The 12,370-nt window shown below is 69.4% G+C and carries 9 protein-coding genes; 8 read left to right on the top strand and 1 reads right to left on the bottom strand.

The genetic code is table 11. The features are described 5' to 3' along the window. Positions 1-19: 19 nt before the first annotated feature. Positions 20-337 (top strand): HepT-like ribonuclease domain-containing protein, encoded by a 318-nt coding sequence (locus D9T14_RS01325; RefSeq protein ID WP_197720570.1) that lies wholly within the window; start codon positions 20-22, stop codon positions 335-337. A 154-nt stretch (positions 338-491) separates the two neighbouring features. On the opposite strand, the gene D9T14_RS01320 is transcribed toward D9T14_RS01325, so the two are convergent. Further along, the gene (locus D9T14_RS01320; RefSeq protein WP_119161035.1) at positions 492-2,708 is read right to left on the bottom strand and encodes a HelD family protein; all 2,217 of its coding nucleotides are present in this window, start codon (positions 2,706-2,708) and stop codon (positions 492-494) included. Positions 2,709-2,887: 179 nt separating this feature from the next. On the opposite strand from D9T14_RS01320, the gene D9T14_RS01315 reads away from it, so the two are divergent. The 7 genes from D9T14_RS01315 to D9T14_RS01285 all read left to right on the top strand — a co-directional run bounded on the left by D9T14_RS01315 (position 2,888) and on the right by D9T14_RS01285 (position 12,369). Continuing rightward, positions 2,888-5,791 carry a DUF5979 domain-containing protein gene (locus D9T14_RS01315; protein WP_119161036.1) on the top strand — a complete coding sequence of 968 codons (2,904 nt, stop codon included), beginning with the start codon at positions 2,888-2,890 and terminating at the stop codon, positions 5,789-5,791. 245 nt (positions 5,792-6,036) lie between these two features. Further along, on the top strand, positions 6,037-6,429 hold the full coding sequence (locus D9T14_RS01310) for an SCO2097 family morphological protein (protein ID WP_119161037.1): 393 nt from the start codon (positions 6,037-6,039) through the stop codon (positions 6,427-6,429). Between the two features lie 254 nt (positions 6,430-6,683). Next, positions 6,684-7,121, top strand: a complete 438-nt coding sequence (mraZ, locus tag D9T14_RS01305; protein ID WP_119161038.1) for a division/cell wall cluster transcriptional repressor MraZ — start codon at positions 6,684-6,686, stop codon at positions 7,119-7,121. A 121-nt stretch (positions 7,122-7,242) separates the two neighbouring features. Beyond that, on the top strand, positions 7,243-8,235 hold the full coding sequence (gene rsmH / locus D9T14_RS01300) for a 16S rRNA (cytosine(1402)-N(4))-methyltransferase RsmH (protein ID WP_119161039.1): 993 nt from the start codon (positions 7,243-7,245) through the stop codon (positions 8,233-8,235). Beyond that, positions 8,235-8,801: a cell division protein FtsL gene (gene ftsL, locus D9T14_RS01295; RefSeq protein ID WP_119161040.1), complete on the top strand. Its 567-nt coding sequence runs from the start codon at positions 8,235-8,237 to the stop codon at positions 8,799-8,801. Before rsmH ends, ftsL begins: the two co-directional genes overlap by 1 nt. 146 nt (positions 8,802-8,947) lie before the next feature. Continuing rightward, entirely contained in the window at positions 8,948-10,780 is a 1,833-nt protein-coding gene (locus D9T14_RS01290) for a peptidoglycan D,D-transpeptidase FtsI family protein (RefSeq protein WP_119161041.1), read from the top strand. Then, on the top strand, positions 10,780-12,369 hold the full coding sequence (locus D9T14_RS01285; RefSeq protein WP_119161042.1) for a UDP-N-acetylmuramoyl-L-alanyl-D-glutamate--2,6-diaminopimelate ligase: 1,590 nt from the start codon (positions 10,780-10,782) through the stop codon (positions 12,367-12,369). Before D9T14_RS01290 ends, D9T14_RS01285 begins: the two co-directional genes overlap by 1 nt. Position 12,370 lies beyond the last annotated feature (1 nt).

Genomic DNA, 12,370 nt, shown 5'->3' with positions numbered 1-12,370 from the left:
GTACCTGTACGTTCATGAGATGCGTGCGGCCGCTGCCCGGATCGTCGACATCGTCGGGGCGTCAGACCTGCAAGAGCCGGAACGGGAGCGGGACCGCGTCGATGCCCTGCTGTGGAACTACACGGTCCTTGGCGAGGCAGCGGCCAGCCTTTCGCAGGAATTCCGTGAGCAGCATGCCGGCATCGTGTGGCGCAGGCCGATTGGCCTGCGCAACCGTATCGTTCACGGCTACTGGTCCATTGACACCGAGATCCTCATCGTCACCGCGAAGAATGACCTGCCAGGTCTGCTGGAACAACTGGATGAACTCCTGATCTGCCTGGAACAGGACCCGTGAACGTTTTCATCGGAACGAGGTGAGCTCGGCGGCGACCCGCAGGATCCTCGCCATGCTGGAGTCAGGGGCTCGGTGAGGCCCGGCCGGCGAGCCGGCCGGACGCACGGAACGCAGGTGCCCGGTCGGCGGTCGTGATGCGTGGACCCGTGCGGTGTCAGCCCTCGAGCCCGGTGCGCCAGCTGCCGGGGAAGGCCCCCGGGGTGATGTCGAGCGTGGTGAGCAACTGGGTGGGGCGGGTGAGCGCCACGTAGAGCACCCGCGGGCCTCCCGGGGCCTGGTCGACGATCTCGTCGGGCGCGACGACCAGCGCCGCGTCGTACTCCAGACCCTTCGCCTCGAGAGCGGTGACGACGAAGACGCGCTCGTCCTGCTCGGCGAGACCGAGCCCGGCGACCTCGGCGTAGCGGGACGGCGGCACGATGACGCCGACGGTGCCCTCGACCCGGGCGGCCAGGGCGGCCACCTGGGCGCGGATCTCGTCGTCGGCGTGCCCCGGTGTGCAGCTGAGCAGCCGCGGCTGCTCGCCGGTGCTGCGCACCGCGTTCGGCAGGTCGGCGTCGTCGATCAGCCGGCGGATGTAGGCGCCGGCCAGGGCCATGACCTCGGCGGGGGAGCGGTAGTTCGTCGCCAGCCGGAAGGTGCGGTGCGGTGCGCGCCCGATGAGGTCGCGCAGGGCGCGTTCGCTCTGCCCCGCGTCCGGGTAGGAGCTCTGCGCCGGATCACCGACGATCGTCCAGCTGGCCTGCGGGCCGCGCCGCCGGATCATGCGCCACTGCATCGGCGTGATGTCCTGGGCCTCGTCCACGAGGATGTGGGAGTAGTTCTCGAGGGGCTCGTCGTCCTCGCGGCGATCGGTGAGCAGATCGGCCACCGTCACGAGTTCGGGAACGTCCGAGTCGACGAACAGTTCGGGCTCGGTGTCCTCACCGGGCGGTACCGGGCCGAGGATGGCGTACAGCTCATCGAGCAGCGGGATGTCCGATACCGTCCAGGCCGGCCGTTGCTGGCCCGTGCCGGGCAGATAGCCGCGGGCGTGGGCCAGGGACTGCGACAGGACGGCCTGCTCGTCGGGATCGAGCAGCCCCCGCGCGACCTTGGCGAGCACCGACGGCTCGGCCAGCCGGGCGAGCGTCTGCTCGGGGCCGACGAGCGGCCACCAGGCGTTCATGAACATCCGCCAGGACGCCTGCCCCGTGACGCGGTCGTCGAACTCCTCACGGGCCATGTCCTCGATCTCGGCCGGGCGCTGCGCGTACAGGGCGTCGAGCAGCGCCTTCTCGGCCGCGGGACGGGCCTGGTTCATCGTGCGCTGGCCCAGTACCTGGGAACGGATGCCGGCCAGGGTGCGGGCGTCGGCCCGCAGGAACTCGCCCTTGACACTGACCTTGAGGCTGCGCGCCGCCTCGGCCGCCAGCGGCTCGTTGCAGATGCGGCGCATCAGCTTGGCCATGACGAGCGAGCCCTTGAGGATCGCGGTCTCGGCATCGTCCTGGCGATCGGTGCCCGTGCCCAGCACGTCCTGCGCGACGCGGCCGATGCTGCGCAGGGCCACGGCGTCCTCGCCCAGGCCGGGCAGGACACGTTCGATGTAGCGCATGAAGACGCCGGAGGGACCGACGACGAGTACCCCGCCGCGCTCCAGGCGCTTGCGGTGCGTGTACAGCAGATAGGCGGCACGGTGCAGGGCGACGACCGTCTTGCCGGTGCCCGGACCCCCGGCGATCATCGTGACGCCCTGGTAGGGGGCGCGGATCGCCTCGTCCTGCTCGGCCTGGATGGTCGCCACGATGCTGCGCATGTGCGCGCCACGGGCCCGGGACAGGGCCGCCATGAGCGCGCCCTCGCCGATGATCACCAGGTCGGTCTGCGTCTCGGTGTCGAGCAGATCGTCCTCGATGCCGATGACCTTGTCGTCACGGCACCGCAGGACGCGGCGGCGGACGACGCCCATCGGATTCGTCGGGGTCGCCCGGTAGAACGCGGAGGCAGCCGGTGCGCGCCAGTCGATGACGAGCGGCTCGTAGTCGGCGTCACGCACTCCGATGCGGCCGATGTAGCGGCTCTCGTCGTCCTCGAGCAGGTCGAGCCGGCCGAAGACCAGGCCCTCGTGCTCCTCGTCGAGGATCGCCAGGCGCTTGGCCGCCTGGTAGGCGAAGGCGTCGCGTTCGAACAGCGCCGTGCTGTTCTCCTCGCGCAACCAGTCGGCGCGATCGGAGGTGAAACGGGCTCGGGACTCGGCCTCGACATTGCGCGCCTCGGCCTCAGCCCGACGGAGGGCCTCGTAGACCCGGTCGACGTGCTGCTGCTCGGCGGCCAGTTCGGAGGCCAAGGGTTCGGTGACGTCCAGGTGTTCGGATTCGCTCAACTGCATTCTTCCTGTGCCGGGGACCGGCCAAGTTTACTCCAGGATGAAAAAGCCGTGGCTGTGGCCCGGAGCCGGCGACACGCCCAGCGATTTGACTAAGCCGGGGATCGTCCGCGTACCATTGTTCAGTTTCCAAGCATCTGCGCACCCCCGCCACCGAATGATTGCCGGAAGGTTCATAGTTCATGTCGCGCACCCGCTTGGTGCGGCGCCCGTTCGGCGCCCTGTTCCTCGTGCTCACCCTGATGCTCACCGTCTTCAACGCGGCTGCTCCTGCGAGGGCCGAGGAGAACTCGGCCATCACCGTCTCGAACCTGACCCTGGTGCGCTCCACCGTCGGCGGCGAGACCCAGGACGGCAAGATCGAGGTCGGCGGCTACGCGAAGCTGTCCTTCTCCTGGGACGCCACCAACGCCAACGTCAAGAGCGGCGACTCCTTCTCGATCGACCTCGGCGCCAACTTCAGGAACCTCGAGTTCCCGAAGACCACCCCGATGTCGATCCTCTACGACGGCGCCGAGAAACAGATCGGCAGCTGCGAACTGACGAGGACACGGGTCGTCTGCACCTTCGACGACACGGTCGACGAGCTCCGCAACTCGGGCTTCACCAGCTTCAGCGGCACGGGGCAGGCCCTGTTCGTCGCCACGACGAGCACGACGAGCAGGACGGCGAACATCACGGCGAACGGGACCGTCACGGCCGTTGAGCTCCCCGGGGGCGGGGGCATCCCGGGCCCCGACTACGGCCGGTGGGGCTCACTGTCCAAGTGGGGCGGCGCCATTGCCGAGAACGCCACCAGCGTGCAGTGGGGCATCAACTTCAACACCACCAGCCTGACCCAGGACACGGGGATGGTCTTCGACGGTTCGACGAACCAGACCCTCACCTTCACCGACACCCTCGGCGACGGCATGACCTTCTCCACGGACATGACCCGGGCCCGGCTCCTGATGCGCAACAGCGCCACCGACCCGGGCCGTGAGGCCGGCGCCCCCATCGTCAACGCCGCCGGCGAGGACCTGACCGACGTCTACGGCGACTTCGACATGACGATGACCACCGAGGGCAACACCGCCACCATCACGGTGACCGGCCCCTTCACCCCCGAGACCAACTACTTCATCGTCTACGACGCGGTGTTCCCGGGCGGCAGCGTCGTCAAGGGCTTCCAGTACCAGAACAGCGTCACCCTCCAGGGTCTGAACCAGACGGGCAGCGCAGAACGCTACTACGTCGACTCCTTCTCGATCTCGGTCGAGATGGCGGCCGGTTTCGGTGGATTCGACATCACCAAGCTGCTGCGCGGCAATGGCGCGGGCAATGTGCCCGACGGAACGAGCCTGAGGGTCGTCGTGAACTACGAACTGCCCGCAGCCGCCTCGGCCTACGAGGGCTGGACGGCTCCCGGCACCCTCAACGCCGATCGCAGGACCGGCTCCACGACGATGACGGTCCGGGTCGGCCAGAAGAACCCATACCCGAGCACCTTCCCGGCGGGTACGCGGATCACCCTGGAAGAGGACACGTCATCGGCCTCCCCGGCCCCCGACGGCTACACCTGGGGCGATCCCGTCTTCACCATCGGCAACCGCACCACCAACACCCTGACGATCGGTGACCAGACCTCCGTCGCAGTGAGCCTGAGCAACCAGGTGACCGCCCTCGGCACGTTCTCGGTGACGAAGTCGGTGTCCGGTGCCTCGGCCGGTGACAAGGAGTTCACCTTCACCTATGACTGCTCCGATGGTCAGACCGGCTCGCTGACGGTCAAGGGCGACGGCGCGGCGGTCACGGCCGACAGGTCCTTCCCGCTGGGTACCGAGTGCACGATCTCGGAGGACACTTCGTCCGCCGAGGTGCCGAATCACACGCTGGACGCCCCACAGGACCAGACGGTGACCATCTCGGACGCGACGACTCCGGTGCCGGTCTCGTTCACCAATAACTACACCCGTGATGAGGGTGCATTCCTCGTGAGGAAGCTGGTCACCGGTGACTACCAGGCCTCGTCCCCGGAGATGTTCACCGTCAACTACCGCTGTGACGACGGTTCGGAGGGTTCGCTGGAGGTGCCCGGCGACGGCTCCGAAGTGCTCAGCCCGAGGCTGTCGGCCGGTATCGTATGCACGATCACCGAGGACGCCGGCAGTGCCGAACGCGACGGCTACGTGGTGGCGACGAGTTACTCGGACCCATCCGTGGCCATCTCTGGAAGCGCTGCGCTCCTGCTGACGGTGACGAACGACTACACGCGGCTGGTCGGCGGGTTCACCATCGCCAAGACCGTTGACGGCGATGGCGCCCCGCTGGCCCCCGGATCGTTCACCTTCGACTACGACTGCACCAATGCGGCCGGGGAGGGCACCGTGTCCGGCGAACTGACGGTCGAGGCCGGCGCGGCTGCCAGTGTCGGGGATGTCCCGGTCGGCCGCTGCACCGTGACCGAGCGCGACGCCGGGGTTGCCGACACCGATCTGGTGACGACCCTGACCGTGAACGGCCAGGAGGAGTCCGGCCCCAGCGTCGGTTTTGACGTGACGGACAACGCCGAGATCGCGATCGCCGCGACGAACACGTACACCCTGCACCGCGGCACCTTCTCCATCGCGAAGTCGGTGTCCGGTGCCTCGGCCGGTGACAAGGAGTTCACCTTCACCTATGACTGCTCCGATGGTCAGACCGGCTCGCTGACGGTCAAGGGCGACGGCGCGGCGGTCACGGCCGACAGGTCCTTCCCGCTGGGTACCGAGTGCACGATCTCGGAGGACACTTCGTCAGCCGAGGTGCCGAATCACACGCTGGACGCCCCACAGGACCAGACGGTGACCATCTCGGAGAAGGACCAGGTCGTCACCACCACTTTCGAGAATGCCTACGCGCCGGTCCCGACGCCGACCCCGTCGACCCCCGATCGGACCCCGGAATCCTCCGCGCCTGCCCCGGGCCCCTCGCCCAGCGAGTCGCCCAGGCGGAGTTCGACGCACCCGTCCGGTCTGCCCAGGACCGGCGCCGGTGCGGCCGGGCTCTCGGCCGTGGCGCTCTGCGCGCTGGCTGCCGTGTCGTTCCTGCGCAGGCGCAGCCGATGACCGGCCGCTGAGCGGGCCACGCCCCTCAGCGCCGTCGGCGCCGGGCCGGTGACCACCGGGTCACCGGCCCGGCGCCAGGTTCTGCGGCTCGCCGGCATGATGCCCCGAGGGCCGCCGGCGCCGCCACGCCGTGCTGGTGCCGGAATTGATTCGGGATTGGCGTTTCACAGAGGCAGGGCGGGTCATAAACTGGAGACACAGTCGGTCCACTGATGGACCGGACGCCTGAACCAAGGAGGCGTGTGATGCCCCTCTCGAACGAAGAGCAGAGGATGCTCGATGAGCTCGAAGCATCGCTGAGGGCCGAGGACCCCCGGCTCGCGCGCACGATGGGCACGCCGGCCAGACCCCGTCCTGTCACCCGTTCACGTCGCAGGGCCGGCCTGGCCGGACTCGGTTTCATCGCGGGTCTGGCCCTCCTGCTCATCGGCATGCAGACGGTCTGGGTCGTCAGCGTCATCGGTTTCGTCCTCATGCTCGCCTCGACCGTGCTCGCTCTCAACGCCTGGGGCGGATCGGCCAAGCCCAAGTCCGTCGCTCCGCCGAAGTCCCCGCCCAGGAAGCCGGTCTCGTCCGACCCCTTCACGACACGCATGGAGGACCGCTGGCGTCGACGCCAGGACGAAGGGCGCCTCTGAGCAGCACCCGAGCCGCGCCGGAGGAACCGCCGGCGGTGAGCAGCGCAGAACGCAGGACACGCAGTCCCAGGAGCCCCCGGGCCATTGAGGTCCGGGGGCTCTTGCGTGCCCGAGGGCGGTGGACCGGAGGCTGCCCAGGCCACCCATGTCGTGGTGGGGGCATCGGGTTGTTGATGATGAAATGGAGCAAAATGGAGTAGTGTGGTGCTTAGTGGAGTAAAAGCCCGCAGTTGGGGATCGAAGGGGGGAGGCCCATGTTCCTGGGTACCCACACCCCGAAGCTCGACGACAAGGGCCGCTTCTTCCTCCCGGCGAAGTTCCGGGACGAGCTGGCCGCCGGTCTCGTCATCACGCGGTCCCAGGACCGCTGCCTGGCGATCTACCCGATGGCCACGTTCGTCACCATGACCCAGTCGGTCAGTACTGCTCCGGCCACCCTCAAGCAGGTCCGCGACTTCCAGCGCATGCTGGCGGCCGGGGCGAGCGACGAGGTGCCGGACAAGCAGGGGCGAGTGACGATCCCCCCGGCGCTGCGTTCGTACGCGGGGCTCGACAAGGAGATCGTCGTCGTCGGTGCCATCAACAGGGTCGAGATCTGGGACAGCGCCACCTGGGAGAGCTACTCCGCTGCTCAGGAGGATGTCTTCGCCGACATGAACGGCGAGATCCTCGTAGCTGACGTCGACCGCTGACTGCGGCATGCGGCTTCGGCCCGGGCCGATCCCCTGGCACACCTTCCCCGGTGCCAGGTGAGCCCGGCTCGGGTTGAAACCAGATGCCGCAGTTGCGCTGCCGGGAGCGGGGGAGTGGACCATGGCCGAACAGGGCGCCGAGGACGGTCCCGCCGTCCTGCACATCCCGGTACTGGCCGAGGCCATAGCCGAGTACCTCGCGCCGCCCCTGGACCATCCCGGTGCCGTCTACGTCGACGGCACCCTGGGCATGGCCGGGCATGCGAGCCTCATCCTCGAACGCAACCCGCAGGCGGTCCTGATCGGTATCGACCGGGACGCCGAGGCGCTGGAGCTGGCGGGGCAGCGCCTGGCCCGTTTCGGGGACCGGGTCCGGCTGGTGCAGGCCCGCTTCGACGAACTCGGGCGGGTACTGGACGACCCGGGTGCAGCACGCGTCGACGCCATGCTCCTCGACCTCGGCCTGTCGAGTCTGCAGATCGACCGCACCGACCGCGGCTTCGCCTACCGCGTCGACGCCCCGCTCGACATGCGCATGGACAGTCGTGGCGCGGTGACGGCCGCCGACGTCCTGAACAGCTACGCGCCCGCCGATCTCGTCCGTGTCCTGCGCGAGTACGGCGAGGAACGCCAGGCCCAGCGCATCGTGCGGGCGATCGTCGAGGAGCGTGAACGTGCTCCCTTCACCACATCGGCCCGCCTCGTGCGGACCATCATCGGCGCCCTGCCCGCCGCGGTCCGCGGCAAGCAGAGCGGTCATCCCGCGCGGCGGGTCTTCCAAGCGCTCCGGATCGAGGTCAACGGCGAGCTGGATGCGCTGACCAGGGTCCTACCTGTCATGCTGGAACGCATGAACGAACATGCGCGCGCGGCCGTCCTGGCCTACCACTCGCTGGAGGACCGTATCGTCAAGCGGGCCTTCGCGAGGGCCGCCAGTGATTCCGCGCCCGCCGGCCTGCCGGTCGTCCCCGAGCACCTGCTCGCCCAGTTCTCCCTCGTCACCCACGGCGCCCAGCGCCCCACCGCCGACGAGATCGAGCAGAACCCGCGTGCCGCCTCGGCGCGGCTGCGCGTCATCGAACGTGTCCGGCCCCCGATCGGGGAGGTGCGCTGATGGCCCGCCGCGTTCGCCTGCGCGTCTTCGTCCCGGACGGTCACGGCGGTCGGCGTTTGTCCAACGGCGCCTTCGGCCTGTCGCTCATCCTGCTGCTCGTCATCGGCCTGGGCACCGTCCTCGTCCTGAGCACCCAGATCCAGCAGCAGCAGACCGAGCTCGAGGAGCTGCAGGACCAGGCCAAGCTGGCCTCGTACCACGAGGCGGCACTGCAGGGCGAGGTCAATGAGCTCAGCACCACGAACTCGCTCGCCAGGATGGCGGCGGCGCTGGGCATGGTGCCGAACACGAACCCCCTCATCATCCAGATGCCGGAGGGCACGAGCCACGGGACGCCCGCCGCGATGGACGGCTCTGAGATGCCGGGGGTCGTACCGGCCGAGAGTGCCCCGGCGACCCCCCAGGCCGGCGCGTCCCCCACCAGTCCGGCCTCATCCGGTCCGTCGGCCGGGACCGCCGAGCCGGCCCCCCGGGACGGGCAGGACCAGGACACGCAGCAGGACGAGAACCCCCAGGAGGCGCAGCAGGAGACCGAGCCCGTCCAGAGCGACCAGGCGGGTGGCTGATGGCCTCCTCCGACCGCACCGGTGCGGGCGGTGGCCGGTCCGGTTCCCGCCGGGCATCCTCCTCGTACCGTTCCTCCCCGGCACGACGGAGTCCGTCGCGCGGCTCGTCCGCGCGTTCGCACGGCGCATCCTCCTCCGGTTTCCGCATGAGGCTGGGCTCGACCACCTTCCGGCTGCGTGCCAGCATGATCGTCCTCGCACTGGTCCTCAGCCTGCTGGCCGGACGGGCCTTTCAGCTGCAGGGCCTCGACTCGGCGGCCAACGCCCAGGCCGCCGCCGAGAAGATGACGCACACGCGCACCATCAAGGCCACCCGCGGATCGGTCCTCGACCGCAACGGCGCGGTACTGGCGACCACCCAGCCGGCAGTGAAGGTGATCGCCGACCCCGCCTCGATCAGCGTCAACGGCTACAACGCCGACAACCTGACCGACGAGCAGCTCGCGGACCTGGCCGAGCGCACCCCGCACCAGGTCGCCGAGGTGCTCGTCAACTTCCTCGGCGGTGCGACCACCGACTACCTGCCCGCCCTCACGAGAACCACCACCGATGACGGCTCGGTCAACCAGTACGAGGTGCTGAAGGAGGAGGTCGTCGCCGACACCTACGAGCAGCTCCGCCAAGCGCTCGACGAGGTCACCGACGTCCTGGGCAACAGGGGCCTGTACGGCATCACCAGCGAGGACGACCCGATCAGGGTGTATCCCTCGGGCACGCTCGCCTCGAACATCGTCGGTTTCGTGAACGCCGAGGGCACCGGGGCGGGTGGTTTCGAGTACTACGCCGATGAGCGGCTCGCCGGCACCGACGGCTACGAGCAGTACGAGTCGGGGCACTACGGGCGCATCCCGCTGGCCGACAACACCCTCAAGGAGGCCGTCGACGGGACCACCTACGCACTGACGATCGACTCGGAGCTGCAGTACTCGGCCCAGCAGCTCATCGCAGCCGAGGCCGCCAAGTACAGTGCGCTGAGCGCCTCGACGGTCATCATGAACGTCAAGACCGGCGAGATCCTGGCCCTGGCCACCACACCGGGCTACGACTCGAACGACCCGGGCGCAGCCAACCCCGACGACCTGGGCAACAGGGCGATCAGCGAGGCCTACGAGCCCGGCTCGGTGGCCAAGGTCTTCACCAACGCGGTCCTCTTCGACCGCGGGCTGGCCAATCCCGACACCAAGGTCGAGGTGCCGGCCTCGATCGCCTCGGGTGACAACGAGATCCGGGACTCCGACCGGCACGCCGACACGAAGCACTACACCGCCCGCGGTGTCTTCTACCACTCCTCGAACATCGGTTCGGCCCTGCTCCTGCGCCAGCTCGACTCCGCCACCTACCAGCAGTACATGACCGATCTCGGTTTCGGCTCGGCCAGCGGCGTCGAACTGCCCGGTGAGGCCGAGGGCTACCTGCCCGGTGAGTCGATGGCCGACTACACGCGTGACAACATGGCGTTCGGTCAGGGCTTCTCGACCAACGTCGTCCAGATGGCCGCCGCACTCGCCGCCGTCACCAACGGAGGCGTCTACCACCAGCCGACGATCATCTCCTCGGCCACCGACGCCAACGGCACTGCGGTGAGCCTGCCGGAGCGGGCCTCCCGGCGGGTCATCTCGGAGCAGGCCAGCGCCGAGGTCCTCGACATCATGGAGGCGGTCACCGCCGGCGGCGCCGGCCAGGAGAGCCGGATGATCTCCGGGTACCGCATGGGCGGCAAGTCCGGTACGGCTCAGATGATCGACGAGGAGACCGGCCAGTACGACGCCCACCGCTACATGTCGTCCTACGTGACCGTCGCCCCGATCGAGGACCCGCAGGTCCTCGTCTACACCGTCGTCGAGGTGCAGGACCAGTACGGTGGCACGGTTGCCATGCCGACGTCCCGCATGCTCATGTCGATGGCTCTTCCGCGCTACGGTGTTCTCCCGAGTGCTGAGGTCCCGATCGACACCGAACCCCTGGAGTACGAGCCGTGATGAGTGCACCTGTGCCCGCCAGCAGCGAACGCGCGCTGCGTCCGTCGACCGTCGACCCGCAGACCCTCTCCGCTGTCGTCGCCGGTCTCGACCTGCGGATGCCCGAGGAGGCCGGGACGGTGACGGTGCGCGACATCACGCTGGACTCGCGCCAGGTCGCCCCGGGCTGCCTGTACGCCGCCCTGCCCGGAACCCGGACCCATGGCGCCCATTTCGCCCCCCAGGCCGTCGAGGCCGGTGCGGCGGTCATCCTCACCGACGCCGAGGGCGCTGCCGCTGCGGCCGGCGCCGGCGTCCCGGTCCTCGTCGCGGCCGCTCCGCGCAGGGCGATGGCGCACATCGCCGCACGCCTGTTCGGCGATCCCTCGCGCGGGATGCTCATGGCCGGGATCACCGGCACCAACGGCAAGACGACGACCGCCTTCCTGCTCGAGGCCGCCCTGCGCGCCGCTGGACGCCGGGTGGGCACCATCGGCACCATCGGCTTCCGCCTGGAGGGCAGGCCGCTGCGCAGTACCCGGGGCACGGTGACCACCCCCGAGTCCTGCGATCTGCAGGCACTGCTGGCCGTCATGGCCGAGCAGGACGCCGACGCCGTGGCCATGGAGGTCAGCTCGCACGCCCTGGCCCTCGACCGGGTCGAGGGGGTTCGTTTCGATGTCGCGGCCTTCACCAATCTGGGGCGCGACCACCTGGACTTCCACCGGACGCAGGAGGACTACTTCGAGGCGAAGGCCCGGCTCTTCACCTCCGCCCTGACGCGTCGCGCCGTCATCAACCTGGATGACGAGTGGGGCCGGGTGCTGGCCGACCGGGTACGCGCCGCGGGAGACGTCGAGCTGACGACCTTCGGCTTCGGGCCCGGGGCCGACTACCGGGTGCTGACCTTCGACGACAACGGGACCGGCGGCGAGCACGTCGAACTCGATGCGGCCGGGCGTCGCCTGAGTTTCGACATCGCCCTGCCGGGACGCTACAACGTCGCCAATGCGGCGTCCTGCGTGGCCATGCTGGACCGCAGCGGTGTCGAACTGGACCCGGCCCTCACCGGCCTCGCGGCGGCCCAGGTGCCGGGCCGCATGCAGCGGATCCAGCTGCCAGGTGATGCTCCGCGCGTCTACGTCGACTTCGCCCACACCCCCCAGGCGGTGGCCTCCGCGCTCGGCGCGGTACGCGGCCGCACGATCGTCGTCGTCGGCGCCGGCGGCGACCGCGACCGGGCGAAGCGGGAACCGATGGGCCGGATCGCGGCGCAGAACGCGGACGTCGTCGTCGTCACGGACGACAACCCCCGTACCGAGGACCCCGCGGACATCCGCGCCGCCGTGCTGGCCGGCGCACGGAGCGCCGGGCGGGCCGAGGCCATCGACGGAGGGGATCGCCGTAGCGCGATCGCCCGGGCCCTGTCGCTGGCCGGTCCCGACGACGCGGTGGCCGTGCTGGGCAAGGGACACGAGACGACACAGGAAATCGATGGAGTGCTGCACTCCTTCGACGACATCGCGGTGATCGAACAGGAATGGACACGGCTGCACGAGAGGGCGGCCGATGGCGATGCGCGCTGTCACGGCGTGCTGGAGGAGAACTGAG

This window comes from Propionibacterium australiense (assembly GCF_003666605.1).
Lineage (GTDB): Bacteria > Actinomycetota > Actinomycetes > Propionibacteriales > Propionibacteriaceae > Propionibacterium > Propionibacterium australiense.
Note: the sequence above shows the minus strand (reverse complement) of the source record. Positions and strands in the feature narration are given on the sequence as shown.

Bases quoted from the DNA above. Each gene is read 5' to 3' on its own strand.
- D9T14_RS01310 (WP_119161037.1), top strand. From the start codon at position 6,037: ATGCCCCTCTCGAACGAAGAGCAGAGGATGCTCGATGAGCTCGAAGCA.
- D9T14_RS01320 (WP_119161035.1), bottom strand. From the start codon at position 2,708: ATGCAGTTGAGCGAATCCGAACACCTGGACGTCACCGAACCCTTGGCC.
- mraZ (WP_119161038.1), top strand. From the start codon at position 6,684: ATGTTCCTGGGTACCCACACCCCGAAGCTCGACGACAAGGGCCGCTTC.
- D9T14_RS01290 (WP_119161041.1), top strand. From the start codon at position 8,948: ATGAGGCTGGGCTCGACCACCTTCCGGCTGCGTGCCAGCATGATCGTC.
- ftsL (WP_119161040.1), top strand. From the start codon at position 8,235: ATGGCCCGCCGCGTTCGCCTGCGCGTCTTCGTCCCGGACGGTCACGGC.
- D9T14_RS01325 (WP_197720570.1), top strand. From the start codon at position 20: ATGCGTGCGGCCGCTGCCCGGATCGTCGACATCGTCGGGGCGTCAGAC.
- rsmH (WP_119161039.1), top strand. From the start codon at position 7,243: ATGGCCGAACAGGGCGCCGAGGACGGTCCCGCCGTCCTGCACATCCCG.
- D9T14_RS01315 (WP_119161036.1), top strand. From the start codon at position 2,888: ATGTCGCGCACCCGCTTGGTGCGGCGCCCGTTCGGCGCCCTGTTCCTC.
- D9T14_RS01285 (WP_119161042.1), top strand. From the start codon at position 10,780: ATGAGTGCACCTGTGCCCGCCAGCAGCGAACGCGCGCTGCGTCCGTCG.